Below are 13,939 nucleotides of genomic sequence, written 5' to 3'. Positions count from 1 at the left end.
GCGCCCCGGCGGGCGCGGGCGCCCGGGCGGGGCGGGGGGCGCGGGCCGCCGCGCCGGGGGGGGGGGGGGGGCCGCGGGGGGGGGGGGGGGGGGGGGGGGGGGCGCCCCGGGGGGCGGGGGGGGGGGGGGGGCCCCCGCGCCCCCCCCGCCTCCCGTCCGTCGCGCTCAGCGCCTGGTGTTCCGTCGGCGACGACGACGGATCATCGTGCCGACGTACACACCGCTCGCCCCGACGGCGACCGAGTTGACCACCGCACCCGTCCACTGACCCGGTGTGTCCACCGTGCTCGCGAAGTACGCAGAGCCTGCGACGAGCAGGCCGACCGCGACCGCGACCGCGAACCACACGTTCGTCAGGAGCCTCAGCACCGCTCTGCACTCAGGCACATCGGGGTGCGTGGTGCGAGACGGGGTAGACGCGCAGCGACTTCGTACCGCAGCGGATGCCACCACCACTGCCGATGGCATTGCTCGCGAGGAGCGCTGCCACCTGAGCAACGGCACACACCGCCGGGCCGAGCGCGCACATGCCGGAGGCGATCGCGGTCAGCGCCCCGCTGATGATGAGGTTCTGATCGAGCGCGTTGAACGCGACGTACATGCCGTATCGGTCGGACCATGTACCCAGGCGGGCGTCCGGACCGCCGGTGTTCAGTTCGAGCGTCGTTCCGTCTTCCCCCTCGATCACGACGGTCGTCGTACCGTCAGCCGCGGTGTGCTCCGCTGTGATCGCTCCTGCGGACCGGGCTTCGTCGATGGCTCGATGAACGGTCTCCATCGTGACGGAACCCGGCGCGGTGCCGTCGATGCTCTGGGGTGCGTCCGCCGAAGAACGCGCAGCTGCGTTCGCAGCGGGAGCGTTCACGAGGCCGGCTGCGATGAGTGCGCCAGCCAACGCGATACCGGCCGACCGAGTACGGAAGTTCTGCAAGATCGTCTCCTTCGCGAGGTGTGCACCAGGATCTGGTCACCCTGGTGATGAGACCGTAGTGCCGGGAACACCGGATGAGGAACACTGATATATCCTTCACCCGCGAGGTGAACACCACTCGGGGGGGGAGCAGGACAGCGCCGACCGGCCAGCCGGCTTCGTCCCGCGGGCTGATGCCGACGGGCGCGGTGCCGTGTCAGTGTCGGGACGGAGGGGATCCGACCGCTGTCGAAGGAGGCACCACGGACACCGCACACGACCGAGCGCCACGACGACGAGCCCTGCCGGCGGTCCTGGTGGCCGCTGCCGTGCTGGTCGTCGGGACCGGTGCCGCTGTCGGCGTGCACCTCGAGCACGCTGCCGAGGTCGCGCGGCGACTCCCTCCGGCGAGCGCCACGTCGGAGCAGGTCCTGCGCGTCTACCTCCGCGCCGCCGAGGCCCACGACTGCGCAGTGACCGAAGCCCTCACGGCCGCGGACGCGCCGGGTACACCCGGTCAGTCGTGGTGCGGCCAGCGCCAGCCGACGTCGTGGTTCGACGAGCACCCGGACCTGCTGGCCCACCGGAACGTCGGTGCCGTCGAGCGGATCCCGGCCGAAGAGCGCGGCGGGGTCGCCGAGGAGTGCATCCCCGTCGACGTCACCGAGACGAACATGACGGGCGCCGACCCCGGGACCCTGCGGGGGTGGCAGTTCTGCTTCCACCACACCAAGGACGGGTGGCGTCTGTCCGACCAGGGCTACGGCTGATCGGCCGCGCCGCTGACGAGAGGACAACGACGTGACGACCAGACGAGCGACCCGCGCAGAGGCATCGGCCTGCGGGGCGGTGCTGGCGCGCGCGCTCCGGGACGACGCCGTCGTCGCAGCGGTCATCCCCGGCGAACACCGGCGCGAGGAACGACTGACGCGGTCGTACACCGCGAGCCTCCTGACCGGCGCCTTCGCGGACGGAGAGGTCGACGTCGTCGAGTCCGCGGGCCGGATCATCGGGCTCGCCGCGTGGGAACGTCCCGGACACCGCACGGGCCTCGGCGATCGTCTGCAACAGTTCCCGAGGTACCTGCGAGCGATCGGCCTCCGGCACCTGCGGACGGCACTGCGAACGTCCGAGGTGTTCACGCAGCACCGACCCACGACGCCGCACTGGTACCTCGCCGACGTCGCGGTCGACCCCGCCGCCGGCGGCCGGGGCATCGGCTCGGAACTCCTGCGCACCGGTCTCGCGCGCGTGGACGAGGAGCAGGCTGCTGCGTACCTCGAGGCCACGACGCCCGGGAGCCGACGGCTCTACGAACGGTTCGGCTTCGTCGCCGGGGCCCCGCTCGACCTCGTGCCCGGAGGCTACCCCGTCGCCATGCACCGCTCAGCACGTCGCTGACACGGCGCCGGCTCCACGCACTGGCGTGACCGACGGGGACGCGCTACTGTTCCCCGCAGAGGGAAAAGACCCGCGCCGCTCGTCGGCCGGGAGCGTGCACGCGTCTCACGGGAGTCGCCACTTCTTCATCGAAGGAGTGCACCCGTGTCTGCACACACCCCACCCGCCCGTCTCCGTGACGCGTGGATCGCCCTGACCGGGCTGTCCGCCGTGTTCCTGTTCGAGATGCTCGACAACTCGGTCCTCACCGTCGCCCTGCCGACGATCGGCCGTGACCTCGCCGCCTCCACCGCCTCGCTGCAGTGGGTCTCGAGCGCGTACTCGGTCGCGTTCGGCGGCCTGATGCTCCTGTTCGGGGCCGTCGCCGACCGGTTCGGCCGCCGCCGCACCATGCTCGTCGGACTGGTCCTGCTCGCGGTGGCGAGCGCGTCGACCGTCCTCGTGACCAGCGTGGAGCAGCTCGTCGCCGTCCGCGCTCTCATGGGTCTCGCCGCCGCGATGACGACACCCGGCTCGATGGCGCTGACCTTCCGGCTCTTCGCCGGCGACGACCTGCGCGTCCGGGCGCTGACGGTGGTGTCGACCGCCGGGCTCGTCGGGCTGGCGGTCGGCCCGACCATCGGCGGCTTCGTGCTCGCGGTGGCGCCGTGGCAGGTGCTCCTGGTGGCGAACGTGCCGATCGCCCTCGTCGCGCTCGTCGGCATCCGGTCCGGGGTCGCCGCCGACCGGCCGGAGGACCTGCACCGGCACCCGCTCGACCTCGTCGGCGCGGTGCTCGGGACGGCAGCGCTGGTCGGGGTCCTGGTGACCCCGACGCTCGCCGTGTCCACCACCGGCTGGCCGACCTGGGCGGCCGCGGTCACGACCGTCGGCGCCGTCGCGGGCTTCGTCGTCCGCGAGCGGTCCGCCCGGCACCCGCTGCTCGACCTCGCCCTGGCGGCGCGGCCCCTCGTCGCGAGCGGTCTGGCGTACAAGGCCGCGGCCGGGCTCGCCACCGCCGGGCTGTCGTACGCGGTGACCCTGCAGCTGCAGGCCGCGTGGGGGTGGCCGCCGGCCCTCGCGGCGATCGGGACCCTGCCCCAGGTCGTGGTGCTGCTCGTGAGCGGCCGCTTCGTGGGGCCCGTCGTCCGTCGGGTCGGGCTCGAGCGGGCCGCGTGGACGAGCGCCACGGCCGTCGTCGTCGGGCTCGCCGTGTTCACCCTGCTCGGCCGTACCGGGTACCCGGCCGTCGCGGTCGCCCTCGTGCTCGTCGCGGCCGGGATGCGTGTCGTCGGGGCGGTCGCCGGGGCCAGCGTCCTGTCCGGGCTGCCGACCGACCGCACGTCGATCGGGGCGGCGCTCGTCGACACCGCGAGCGAGCTCGCCACCGCGGTCGGGATCGCGGCGACCGGCACGGTGCTCGCGGCGTTCGTCCCGGGCAGCATCACCGCCGCCCGGACCACGGCCGTGCACGCTGCCGCCGTCGTCGGCGCGCTGCAGGTCGCCGGGGCCGTGATCACCGTGGTCGCGGCGCTGCTCGTCGCCGTAGGGGTGCTCCGCGCGCGACGCGGCGTCGGCACACCGGAACCGACGCCGGCCCCGACCCCGACACCGACACCGACACCGACACTGCCGATGCCGATGCCGTCGACGTCCACGTCCACGTCCGCGTCCTCTTCCTCGTCCACTTCCGCCGACCACCACCAGGAGTCCTCCCGTGCCTGAGACCACCATGCCCCGACCGCCCTTCGACCCCGAGCTCGCCGTCCTCCTCACCGCGCTCGAGGCCCGCGGACCGTTCACCATCGACGCCGCGGCCCTGCCCCGGATGCGCGCGCTCGACGTCAGCGAACAGGAGCTCGACGACCGACTGCGCTCCCGCGGCCTCGAGCGGCGGAGCATCACCGTCCCCGGCCACGGCGGCGACTCGATCGACCTCGCGGTGATCCAGCGCACCGGCCGGACCGGTCCGACCACGGGCGTCTACACGATCCACGGCGGCGGGATGGTGATGGGGCACCACCTCGGCAACCTCGACTCGTACGACGACTGGCTGCTCGACCACGACGTCGTGCTCGTCAGCGTGGACTACCGCCTCGCCCCGGAGCACCCCGACCCCACCCCCGTCGAGGACTGCTACGCCGGACTCGTCTGGGTCGCGGAGCACGCCGACGAGCTCGGCATCGACCCGGCGCGCATCGTGGTGGCCGGGCAGAGCGCGGGCGGGGGCCTGGCGGCCGGGACCGTCCTGCTCGCTCGTGACCGGAACGGGCCCGAGGTGCTCGCGCAGGTCCTCGTCTCCCCGATGCTCGACGACCGCGACGACACCGTGTCCACCCGGCAGATCGACGGCGTCGGCGTCGCCGACCGGCAGGCGATGCACTTCAGCTGGGGCGCCTACCTCGGCGAGCGCCGTGGTACCGACGACGTCTCCCCGTACGCGGCACCCGCGCGCGCCGAGGACCTGTCCGGGCTCCCCCGCACGTACGTCGACTGCGGCAGCGCCGAGGTGTTCCGCGACGAGACCGTGGCGTTCGCGAGCGCCCTGTGGGCCGCCGGGGTCGACGCCGAGCTGCACGTGTGGCCGGGCGCCTTCCACGGCTTCACCAGCATGGTGCCGGGTGCGGCGGTCTCACGCTCGGCGGTCGCGGCCCTGGCCGACTGGACGACCCGGCTGCTCGGGGAGCCCGACCCGGTCCGGACGCCGGAGGCCTGACCGGGCGCACCCGGCAGCAGCGGCGGCGGGCGGGGCGAGAGCTCGGGCGGACAGCGGGCGGCGGCGGGGCGAGAGCCAGGGCGGCGGGCAGCGGTGGCGGGCAGCGACGAGGATGGAGCGCACCGCCACCACGGCGGTGGCACCGGCACGTCCCCGACCTCCCCCGGAAGGACCGCACCGCATGCTCATCCCCCGCCCCCGCTCCCGCGTCGACGGCACCGGCTCGTTCACCCTCGACGAGCGCACCCGCGTCACCGCCGACCCCGCGGCCGAACCGGTCGCCCAGTACCTGCAGCAGGTGCTCCGCGCATCGACCCGACTCCCCCTGTTCGGCGCCGGCGGCGCGACCGACGTCCCCCTGGTCGCCCTCCGGATCGCCGCCGACCCGAGCGACCTGCCGGAGGGTCCCGGCGGTGACCGATCGGAGGCCTTCCGCCTCGCGGTCACCACCGACGGCGTCGTCGTCACCGGTGGTGGCCCGGCCGGGGTCTTCTACGGCGTCCAGGCGCTGCTCCAGCTGCTGCCCGCCGACGTGTACCGACGCGGCCGGGTGCGCGCCGAGGGGTGGACGCTCCCGGTCACCGTCGTCGAGGACGCCCCGGCCTTCGCCTGGCGCGGCGTGATGCTCGACGTCGCCCGGCACTTCCGCACGAAGGCCGAGGTGCTCCGCCTGGTCGACCAGCTCGCCGTGCACCGGATCAACCGTCTGCACTTCCACCTGACCGAGGACCAGGGCTGGCGCATCGAGATCACGAAGTACCCGCGGCTCACCGAGGTCGGGTCGTGGCGCACGGAGTCGCAGGTGGGCGCGCACGTCGCCGACGCGGACGGCACGCTCCGGGTGGCCGGCAAGGACGGTCGCCCGCACGGGGGCTCCTACACGCAGGACGACATCCGCGAGATCGTCGCCTACGCGGCCGACCGGTTCGTCACCGTCGTACCGGAGATCGAGACCCCCGGGCACGTCCGCGCCGCGCTGGCCGCGTACCCGGAGCTCGGCGTGCACCCGGACCGACAGCTCGACGTGTGGACCGAGTGGGGCATCGCGCACGACGTCCTGAACGCCGAGGACAGCACGGTGCAGTTCTTCCGCGACGTCCTCGACGAGGTCGTCGCGCTCTTCCCCTCGGAGTACATCGGGATCGGCGGCGACGAGTGCCCGAAGGACCAGTGGGAGGACGACCCGCGCACGCAGGAGCGCATCCGCGAGATCGGGCTCGAGGACGAGGAGCAGCTGCAGGCCTGGATCGTCGGGCAGCTCGCGGCGCACCTCGAGGCGCACGGACGCCGGGCGTTCGGCTGGGACGAGATCCTCGAGGGCGGCACGCTGTCCCCGTCGGCGACGGTGGTCTCGTGGCGCGGGCTGCAGGGCGCGATCACCGCAGCCCGACGCGGGCACGACGTCATCGCGACGCCGGACGACCAGGTCTACCTCGACTACCGGCAGAGCGACCTGCCGAACGAGCCGATCCCGGTGTCGATCGTGCTCACCGTCGACGACGTGTACGCGTTCGACCCGGTGCCGACGGAACTCACCGAGACGGAGCGGGCGCACGTCATCGGCGGTCAGGCGAACATGTGGACCGAGCACGTCGACTCCGTCAGTCGGCTCGACTACCAGCTGTTCCCCCGGGTGGTCGCGCTCTCCGAGGCCCTCTGGTCGGCGGACACCACCGGTCCCCGCGACGTCGGGGAGTTCCGGCAGCGTCTGGCGCACCACCTCGGTCGCCTCGACGCCCTCGGTGTCGAGTACCGGCACGAGTCCGGCCCGCGCCCCTGGGAGGAACGACCCGGCGTGCCGGGCCGCCCCCAGACGCGCGCGGAGCGCGCCGCGTACATCGACGCGGTCACCGCGAACATCGCGGACGGCGCGTCGACGCCGTAGTCGCGACCGGGCGGCGGACGGGAGGCTCGTGGCGGCACCGCGCCGCGCCTCCCGTCCGCCACGCGTCGAGACGGAGCCGTGGTCGCGTCGCCGGGACCGGCATCAGTCCTCGGCTGCGGGGATGATCGACTCGAGCAGGCGGAGCACCCGCTCGCCGTCGACCGCCTCCGGGTCGAGCAGCCACTGCACCTGCAGGCCGTCGGACGCGGCGATGCCGAGGCTCGCGAGGTCGACGGGGTCGAGGTCCGCGCGGATCCGACCGGCCGCCTGGTCCGCGGCGATCAGCTCGGCGAGGTCGGCGCGCAGCCGGGTGAAGCGCTCGCGCATGAAGTCGCGGGTGGCGGGGTGGCCCTCCTGCACCGCGTCGGCGGCCAGGGTCGTGTAGAGCTGCACGAGCCCGGGGACCTCGCGGTTCCGCGACGCGCTCTCCCGCATGTCGCCGATCGCCGACCGCATCCGGTCCGGGGCGTCCCGTTCGCGGACCTCGTGCTCCCGGTAGACGGCGAGCAGCAGTTCGTCGCGGCTCGGGAAGTAGTGCCGGAGTGCCGCGTGCGTGATGCCGAGCGCGTCGGCGACCGATCGGAGCGACGACGCGTCGACGCCCTGCGCCGCGACCATGCGGATCATCTCGTCGAGGATCTGCGCACGGCGTTCGGCGCCCTTGCGGTACCCACCGCGTCGGGGCGGGGTCGCGCCGTCGTCGTCGACCTCGTGCGTCATCCCCCCAACTTACCGCTGGAAGGTTTTCGCGCCACCCCGCGGTCGCCGCTAGGAGTCGTTCGGCTCCGCAGCGCCGTCGGGGTCGACCGTGTACTCGTCCACGGGGGTCGGGGTCCCGACGGCGAGGGCGTCGGTGATCTGGGACAGGCAGCGCGCGAGCACCTCGTTGTCCTCGCTCGACAGGTGGTCCATCACGCCGACCACTGCCTCGTGGAAGCGGGCGTACGACGAGTCGATCTTCTCGGCGGCCTGCACCGTGGGCTCGAGCACCTGTGCCCGACGGTCGGTGGGGTGCGGGACGCGGACGATGTCGCCCTTCGCCGCGAGCCCGTCGACGATCTTCGTGACCGACGCGTTCGAGACGTTGAGCATGACCGCGAGGTCCTTCGGTCCCATCGCGCGACCGTCCCGGTGCGCCTGCAGCATGTACCGCACGGTCAGGAACTCGTTCTTCGTCAGGCCGCTCTCGGTGCGGGCCTGCTCGAGCTGCTGCTCCTCGACGTGCTGCAGGCGCAGGAGTGCGTCGACGGCGACCTTCGCGGCCTTCGACCGCGGCTCCCTGGCGTAGAGGTGGACGTGCTCACGGCGGACGACGGTCAGGGGCATCGGCTGGTGGGGTCTCTCTGTCGGGCGGATCCGGTCGGAGCGGGTGGCTACGCGGTGGGCGCCGTGAAGAAGTCAGCGTACGACGGTTCGCTGCGCGTCGACAGGAGCGAGGGGTCCTGGATGCGCCGGGACACCCATGCGTCGATGACGGCGGGGTCGGTCAGACCGACCCGCGTGTGGGTCGCGGCCAGCCGTGTGGTGCGCGGCATCCCGGAGTACGTGCTGTGCATGAGTGATCCCGCCTTCCTGCGTCGTTGCCGTCCTGGTCGGACGAGGGAACTGTTTCACGACGCGAACGATCAGTGCAACGAACTTTTCGCGTTCTGTACGGTTCGCGCGGCACCCGTCGGGGCGGGGCCAGGATGGGTCCATGGCCTACATCGCCGCGGACGACCGCTACGACTCCATGCCCTACCGCCGGACCGGCCGCTCGGGCCTCGACCTGCCACTGCTGTCGCTGGGCTACTGGCACAACTTCGGCGACGACAAGCCGTTCGAGACGCAGCGGGCGATCAGTCGTCGGGCGTTCGACCTCGGCATCACGCACCACGACCTCGCGAACAACTACGGCCCGCCCTACGGCGCCGCCGAGGTGAACTTCGGGCGGCTGATGCGCGAGGACTTCCGTCCCTACCGCGACGAGATGGTGATCTCGACGAAGGCCGGGTGGGACATGTGGCCCGGACCGTACGGGCAGGGCGGCGGCTCGCGGAAGTACGTGCTCGCCTCGCTCGACCAGTCGCTCGAGCGGATGGGCCTGGACTACGTCGACGTGTTCTACTCGCACCGGCTCGACGCCTCGACCCCGCTCGAGGAGACCATGGGCGCACTCCACACCGCCGTCCAGCAGGGCAAGGCGCTCTACGTCGGGATCTCGTCCTACGACGCCGAACGCTCCCGGCAGGCCGTCGAGATCCTGCGCGACCTCGGCACGCCGCTCCTCATCCACCAGCCGTCGTACTCGATGCTCAACCGCTGGATCGAGGACGAGGGGCTCCTCGACGCAGCCGGCGACCTCGGCTTCGGCGTCATCGGCTTCACCGCGCTCGCGCAGGGGCTGCTCACCGGGCGCTACCTGGACGGCGTGCCGGAGGACTCGCGTGCCGCCGCCGGCAAGTCGCTCGACGCCGGCACCCTGACGGACGAGGTCGTCGGACACCTGCGGGCGTTGAACGACATCGCGTCCGACCGCGGGCAGAGCCTCGCGCAGCTCGCCCTCGCCTGGGCGCTGCGCGACGAGCGGGTGACCTCGCTCGTCATCGGGGCGTCCCGCGTGGAGCAGCTCGAGCAGAATGTCGCGGCGCTCGGCAACCTGTCCTTCACGGACGACGAGCTGCGTCGCATCGACGAGCACTCCGTCGGCGTGCTCGACGTCGACCTCTGGTCAGGAGCCCGTTCCGGCCAGGTGAGCTGACCTCCGCGCGGGTGCGACCCCCGCGGTACGTTACACATCAGTGGGGCGGATCGCCGGGTCGTCCTGCGGGCAAGACTGAAGCCCACCACCGCGGCAACGGTGATGGGCTCCGGGATGCCCTCCGAGTGGAAGGCCGAGGGCGAAGCAACCGCCCCCGGTTTCACTACTCGGGACCAGCATACGCGAGCTCGCTCGCGCATGCAGCCCTCGGTCACTTCCGCTCTTCCTGTCCGCCGGCGCGACACGGAAGGTGGTCTCGATGTCGAAGGACACCGAGCCCGACCGCAGGCGTCAGGTGCCGTGGCTGGGGATCGCGAGCTTGCTCGTGACCCTGGTGCGGCTCCTGCACGACCTGTGGCGGAAGGGCCAGTAGGCAGGACGGCCCGCACCCGATCGGGTGCGGGCCGCTCCGGTCGCCGGCGTCAGGCCATGCCGAGGCGCTCGTCGAGCAGCGCCAGGAGCCGCTCCCGGAAGGGCACCGACGACCAGCCGTGGTCGGCGCCGTCGACGACCGTCAACCGCGCGCCGGGCAGGAGTTCGGCGTAGCGGCGGCCGTACGACACCGGCACGATCGCGTCCTCGGTCCCGTGCACCACGTCGGCGGGCCCGGCGTACCCGGACACCGGCCCGTACACGTCGAGGCCGTCCTGCACGTCGGCGATGAACGCGTCACCGAGGGGCATCCCGCCGAAGTCGAACCAGCCGCGCTCGCGCACCGGGGCGAGGGGCTGCCCCTGGATCGCGTCGTGCTTCGTGATGTCGTCGACGACGACGCCGGCCGGCGACCACAGCGTCAGCGTCCGGACGCGCGAGGGCTCACGCGCCGCGGCGAGCGCCGACTCCACCGCGCCCAGGCTGTGCGCGACGACGTGCACGCCCTGTCCGCGGTCGGCGGCGCGGATCATCGTGACGACCTGCTCCACCTCGTCACGGATGGTGATGTCCGCGAACTCCCCGTCGCTGACGCCCTGCCCGAGTCGGTCGTGGCTGCGGACGACGGCCCCTCGGGTCACCAGGTGCCGTGCGGTCTGCACGAACAGCTGGTGCCCGCCGAGCGCACTGTCGCTGAAGCCGTGCACGAGCAGCACGACGGGGGCATCCGCCGCCCCGTCCTGCGGCTCCCACTGCCAGCCGCGGATCGTCCGACCGTCGTGGTCGAGCGTGGTCGGGGTGGTGCGGGGGTCGACACCCCGCAGCGGCGCGCTGGCCATCAGTTCGTCCGGTCCGCCCAGCCGGCCGGCAGGTCGCCGGGAGCGGTGTCGACCACGGTCTCGTCGTCCTCGCCGACGTGCTCGAACAGCGTGATGTGCGCGAACTCCGGCACGACGTAGATCGGGTAGGTCGGCCCCTCGTCGCGGAAGCGCTGCATCTCGTCCAGGTGGTCGTTCTGGAAGAGCACGGTCTTCTGCCCGTCGAGCTCGATCCAGCGCGGGAAGAAGATCGTCCCGTGCAGGACGCGCTGCTCGGGGATGACGTTGACGACGACGCTGGTGCCGGTCGGCTCGTTCCAGGACACCTTGTAGACACCGGGGGCGAGGGCGACGAGGTCGACGGTCTGGTCCTTCACCCAGCGGCCTCCGACGTGGCCGGTGTGGATGCGGTAGTCGATGGTCGTCGCGTTCTTGACGTACATCTCGTACTGCCAGCCGTTGGCGTAGGTGTAGACGAACCGGTGGCCGACGATGCCGGTGAGGTCCTGGGGCGGTTCGGGGTGCTCGACGGAGGTTTGTGCGGTCATGCGATCGAGTTTGCACCCGGAATGGTTTTGTTGCAAACACTTCTCGCTGCTAGGTTGCCGTGTGTGCAGGGTACGGACGCATCGGACGCCACGACGCAGGTCGCGCGCAGGCTGAGCGACCGCATCGGCCCGTTCCGGCGCGCTCTCCTCCGCACGTCCCGTGAGGTCGCCGACCTGCCCGACCTGCCCGACGCCCAGGTCGAGGTGATGCGCGCCCTGACAGGGTCCACGACGACCCCCTCGGCCCTCGCCGCCCGCCTCGGTCTCGCCCGGTCGACGGTGAGCAACCTCGTCTCGGCGATGGAGTCCGTCGGACTCGTCGAGCGACGCCTGGCCGCCGGCGACGGACGCCGGACCGAGCTCCGCCTGACCCCCCTGGCCGAGGAACGGCTCGCCGCCTACGACGAGGCCTCGGCCGCGGTGCTCGTCGAGGCACTCGGCCGACTCGCACCCGAGGACCGCACCGCGCTGGCCGCCGCGCTCCCCGCACTCGAGCACCTGCACCGCGAGATCACGCACCGCGGCGACCACTGATCGCCATCGGGGCACCGTTCCCAGCAGGCTCCGAGCGGTTTTTTGGCACTCCCGAGGGGAGAGTGCTAGAACGGGTCGCAGTTGAGTCGAGGGGACTCAACGAAGACCACGAAGGAGTTGATCTCGATGACGATGCAGTTCGACCCGTTCCGCGAGCTCGACCGACTCGCTGGCTCCCTGCTCGGAGCCGGAGCCGGTGCTCTCCGCTCGATGCCGATGGACCTGTACCGCACCGGCGACCACTACGTCCTCGACGTCGACCTGCCGGGCATCGACCCGGGCTCGGTCGACGTGGACGTCGACGGCTCGGTGCTGACCATCCGCGCGGAGCGCACGCTCGGCGCCCCGGAGGGCTCGCAGTGGCTCACCCGGGAGCGCCAGCCGGGCACGTTCGTCCGGCAGCTCACGCTCGGTGACCACCTGGACACCGCGCGCATCAGCGCCGCCTACGACAACGGCGTCCTGAGCGTGACGATCCCGGTCAAGGAGTCCGCGAAGCCGCGCAAGATCGACGTGACCACCGGCGGCGGTGCGCAGCAGCTCGCGGTCGGCAGCGGTTCCGCCGAGTAGTCCGGGGGCGTGCGGTGACGACGATCATCAACGCCCTCCTCGCCGTCGCGGTCGTGACGGGAGCGCTGGTCGCGACGAGCCTGGACCGTCGGGTGGCCGTGCTCCTGGGCGCGGCCGGCAGCACGGCGGGGAACTTCCTCACCTGGCTGGTCGCGCCCGGCGCGTGGGCACAGGTCCCGCTCGTCCCGTGGCTCGCCGCGGCCGCCGGCACGGTGGCGCTCATCGCACTCTGGAGCGCGACGCGCCTCTGGTCCGGCATCTTCGAGCCACCGGGCGCACCGCGCGACGACGACACCGCTGCGCTGGCGACGGTGGGTGCGGAGTCGTGACGGCGTGACCACGTGACGGACGGGAGGCGCGGTGCCGGCTGGCACCGCGCCTCCCGTCCGTCTCCCGGTCGCGTCCTGCGACCGGCGGGACCGTCACTCCTTGTGCAAGGTGTCCTGCACGAGGCCGGCGGTCTTCTCGACCACGTTCGGCAGCTCCGTCGTGCCGTAGAACCGGACGTCCGGGTGCGTGGGCGGCGGCATCGGCACCGACGACGTCGGGCCGTCGTGGTACGAGTACTCGCCCTTGCCGTCGAACGACGGGCCACTCGCCCAGGGTCCGTCACCGGCCGCCTTGCCGTCCGAGAAGTTGAGGTACTGGTAGCTGAACTCGGTGTGCTCCTTCGACTGCGGGAAGTTGCTCGGCACCGGGAAGCCCTCCACGCCCTTCTCGCGGAGCTCCGCCGCGGCGGTCGCCCACATGTTCTGGTGCATGGTGTCGCGCGCGATGAGGAACGAGAGCAGGTCCCGCACGCCGTGGTCGTCGGTCATGTGGTAGAGCCGGGCGGCCTGGACGCGCCCCTGCATCTCGGCGTTCTCGTTGGCCGTGAAGTCCGCGAGCAGGTTGCCGGACGCGGTGATGTACGAGCCCTGCCAAGGGTTGCCGTTGCTGTCCACCGGTCGGGCTCCGGCGCCCGCGACGATCGCGTGCTGCACGTCGGTGCCTCCGACGATCGCCGCGACGGTCGGGTCGTCCTGCAGCGCGTCCTCGGTGATGCCGAGCGGGCTCTTCTCGAGCAGCTGCGCGATCATCGTCGCGAGCATCTCGACGTGGCCCATCTCCTCGGCGCCGATGCCGAACACCATGTCGCGGTACTTGCCCGGGATGTGCATGTTCCACGCCTGGAACTGGTACTGCAGCGCGACGGAGATCTCGCCGTACTGGCCGCCGAGCACCTCCTGCAGCTTGCGCGCGTACACCGCGTCGGGCTTGTCGGGGGTGGCCTTGAACTGGAGCTCTTGCTTGTGGAAGTACAACTCGTTCTCCTGTCTCGGTGATCGTCGCACCGTCGTCGTGCACGGCGGCACGGCCGGGTACTGGTCGTCGTGTCCGACGGTCCGCGTCGGTGACTGGGCGGGCGTCCGGGGTGGACGGATCACGCGGGTCCGGTGGCCGGATCGCGCGGACGACGTCCCGGT

At 72.4% G+C, this 13,939-nt stretch carries 17 protein-coding genes; 9 read left to right on the top strand and 8 right to left on the bottom strand.

Features of this window, described 5'->3' with window-relative positions; all coding sequences use genetic code 11:
* Positions 1-165: 165 nt before the first annotated feature.
* Together ACIPEQ_RS16045 and ACIPEQ_RS16040 are read right to left on the bottom strand one after the other, a co-directional pair.
* Entirely contained in the window at positions 166-369 is a 204-nt protein-coding gene (locus ACIPEQ_RS16045; protein WP_250366452.1) for a hypothetical protein, read from the bottom strand.
* Positions 370-379: 10 nt separating this feature from the next.
* On the bottom strand, positions 380-931 hold the full coding sequence (locus tag ACIPEQ_RS16040) for a hypothetical protein (RefSeq protein WP_402715935.1): 552 nt from the start codon (positions 929-931) through the stop codon (positions 380-382).
* 296 nt (positions 932-1,227) lie between these two features.
* On the opposite strand from ACIPEQ_RS16040, the gene ACIPEQ_RS16035 reads away from it, so the two are divergent.
* The 5 genes from ACIPEQ_RS16035 to ACIPEQ_RS16015 all read left to right on the top strand — a co-directional run bounded on the left by ACIPEQ_RS16035 (position 1,228) and on the right by ACIPEQ_RS16015 (position 6,891).
* A complete protein-coding gene (locus ACIPEQ_RS16035; protein WP_250366450.1) occupies positions 1,228-1,680 on the top strand; it encodes a hypothetical protein in 453 nt (150 codons plus the stop codon).
* Between the two features lie 31 nt (positions 1,681-1,711).
* Entirely contained in the window at positions 1,712-2,311 is a 600-nt protein-coding gene (locus ACIPEQ_RS16030; RefSeq protein ID WP_402715934.1) for a GNAT family N-acetyltransferase, read from the top strand.
* 144 nt (positions 2,312-2,455) lie between these two features.
* Positions 2,456-4,015 (top strand): MFS transporter, encoded by a 1,560-nt coding sequence (locus tag ACIPEQ_RS16025; protein ID WP_402715933.1) that lies wholly within the window; start codon positions 2,456-2,458, stop codon positions 4,013-4,015.
* Positions 4,008-5,006 (top strand): alpha/beta hydrolase, encoded by a 999-nt coding sequence (locus ACIPEQ_RS16020; protein WP_402715932.1) that lies wholly within the window; start codon positions 4,008-4,010, stop codon positions 5,004-5,006. Before ACIPEQ_RS16025 ends, ACIPEQ_RS16020 begins: the two co-directional genes overlap by 8 nt.
* 181 nt (positions 5,007-5,187) lie before the next feature.
* Positions 5,188-6,891, top strand: a complete 1,704-nt coding sequence (locus tag ACIPEQ_RS16015; protein WP_402715931.1) for a beta-N-acetylhexosaminidase — start codon at positions 5,188-5,190, stop codon at positions 6,889-6,891.
* Positions 6,892-6,993: 102 nt separating this feature from the next.
* On the opposite strand, the gene ACIPEQ_RS16010 is transcribed toward ACIPEQ_RS16015, so the two are convergent.
* From ACIPEQ_RS16010 to ACIPEQ_RS16000, 3 genes are read right to left on the bottom strand one after another with little or no spacing between them, the layout of a single operon-like run.
* Positions 6,994-7,611, bottom strand: a complete 618-nt coding sequence (locus ACIPEQ_RS16010) for a TetR/AcrR family transcriptional regulator (protein ID WP_402715930.1) — start codon at positions 7,609-7,611, stop codon at positions 6,994-6,996.
* 48 nt (positions 7,612-7,659) lie between these two features.
* The gene (locus ACIPEQ_RS16005; protein WP_066651217.1) at positions 7,660-8,217 is read right to left on the bottom strand and encodes a MarR family winged helix-turn-helix transcriptional regulator; all 558 of its coding nucleotides are present in this window, start codon (positions 8,215-8,217) and stop codon (positions 7,660-7,662) included.
* 47 nt (positions 8,218-8,264) lie between these two features.
* A complete protein-coding gene (locus ACIPEQ_RS16000) occupies positions 8,265-8,447 on the bottom strand; it encodes a hypothetical protein (protein WP_126890000.1) in 183 nt (60 codons plus the stop codon).
* 140 nt (positions 8,448-8,587) lie between these two features.
* Here ACIPEQ_RS16000 and mgrA point away from each other — a divergent pair, with 140 nt between their 5' ends.
* The gene (mgrA, locus tag ACIPEQ_RS15995; RefSeq protein ID WP_402715929.1) at positions 8,588-9,631 is read left to right on the top strand and encodes an L-glyceraldehyde 3-phosphate reductase; all 1,044 of its coding nucleotides are present in this window, start codon (positions 8,588-8,590) and stop codon (positions 9,629-9,631) included.
* Positions 9,632-10,053: 422 nt separating this feature from the next.
* Here the strand turns inward: mgrA and ACIPEQ_RS15990 are convergent, their stop codons facing one another.
* Entirely contained in the window at positions 10,054-10,842 is a 789-nt protein-coding gene (locus ACIPEQ_RS15990; RefSeq protein ID WP_402715928.1) for an alpha/beta hydrolase, read from the bottom strand.
* Positions 10,842-11,369 carry a phenolic acid decarboxylase gene (locus tag ACIPEQ_RS15985; RefSeq protein WP_209675857.1) on the bottom strand — a complete coding sequence of 176 codons (528 nt, stop codon included), beginning with the start codon at positions 11,367-11,369 and terminating at the stop codon, positions 10,842-10,844. Before ACIPEQ_RS15985 ends, ACIPEQ_RS15990 begins: the two co-directional genes overlap by 1 nt.
* A 63-nt stretch (positions 11,370-11,432) precedes the next feature.
* On the opposite strand from ACIPEQ_RS15985, the gene ACIPEQ_RS15980 reads away from it, so the two are divergent.
* The 3 genes from ACIPEQ_RS15980 (at position 11,433) to ACIPEQ_RS15970 (ending at position 12,802) form a co-directional block, all read left to right on the top strand.
* A complete protein-coding gene (locus ACIPEQ_RS15980) occupies positions 11,433-11,903 on the top strand; it encodes a MarR family winged helix-turn-helix transcriptional regulator (protein WP_402715927.1) in 471 nt (156 codons plus the stop codon).
* A gap of 126 nt (positions 11,904-12,029) precedes the next feature.
* On the top strand, positions 12,030-12,473 hold the full coding sequence (locus ACIPEQ_RS15975) for an Hsp20/alpha crystallin family protein (protein WP_402715926.1): 444 nt from the start codon (positions 12,030-12,032) through the stop codon (positions 12,471-12,473).
* Positions 12,474-12,487: 14 nt separating this feature from the next.
* Positions 12,488-12,802: a hypothetical protein gene (locus ACIPEQ_RS15970; RefSeq protein WP_402715925.1), complete on the top strand. Its 315-nt coding sequence runs from the start codon at positions 12,488-12,490 to the stop codon at positions 12,800-12,802.
* 93 nt (positions 12,803-12,895) lie between these two features.
* On the opposite strand, the gene ACIPEQ_RS15965 is transcribed toward ACIPEQ_RS15970, so the two are convergent.
* A complete protein-coding gene (locus ACIPEQ_RS15965; RefSeq protein WP_402715924.1) occupies positions 12,896-13,777 on the bottom strand; it encodes a manganese catalase family protein in 882 nt (293 codons plus the stop codon).
* Positions 13,778-13,939 lie beyond the last annotated feature (162 nt).

The sequence above is a fragment of the Curtobacterium sp. NPDC087080 genome, from assembly GCF_044745105.1.
Classification (GTDB): Bacteria; Actinomycetota; Actinomycetes; order Actinomycetales; family Microbacteriaceae; genus Curtobacterium.
Note: the sequence above shows the minus strand (reverse complement) of the source record. Positions and strands in the feature narration are given on the sequence as shown.

What these genes read in the sequence shown, in the direction of transcription:
- ACIPEQ_RS16015 (WP_402715931.1), top strand. Translation starts at nt 5,188, where the DNA reads ATGCTCATCCCCCGCCCCCGCTCCCGCGTCGACGGCACCGGCTCGTTC.
- ACIPEQ_RS16010 (WP_402715930.1), bottom strand. Translation starts at nt 7,611, where the DNA reads ATGACGCACGAGGTCGACGACGACGGCGCGACCCCGCCCCGACGCGGT.
- ACIPEQ_RS16005 (WP_066651217.1), bottom strand. Translation starts at nt 8,217, where the DNA reads ATGCCCCTGACCGTCGTCCGCCGTGAGCACGTCCACCTCTACGCCAGG.
- ACIPEQ_RS16000 (WP_126890000.1), bottom strand. Translation starts at nt 8,447, where the DNA reads ATGCACAGCACGTACTCCGGGATGCCGCGCACCACACGGCTGGCCGCG.
- mgrA (WP_402715929.1), top strand. Translation starts at nt 8,588, where the DNA reads ATGGCCTACATCGCCGCGGACGACCGCTACGACTCCATGCCCTACCGC.
- ACIPEQ_RS15990 (WP_402715928.1), bottom strand. Translation starts at nt 10,842, where the DNA reads ATGGCCAGCGCGCCGCTGCGGGGTGTCGACCCCCGCACCACCCCGACC.
- ACIPEQ_RS15985 (WP_209675857.1), bottom strand. Translation starts at nt 11,369, where the DNA reads ATGACCGCACAAACCTCCGTCGAGCACCCCGAACCGCCCCAGGACCTC.
- ACIPEQ_RS15975 (WP_402715926.1), top strand. Translation starts at nt 12,030, where the DNA reads ATGACGATGCAGTTCGACCCGTTCCGCGAGCTCGACCGACTCGCTGGC.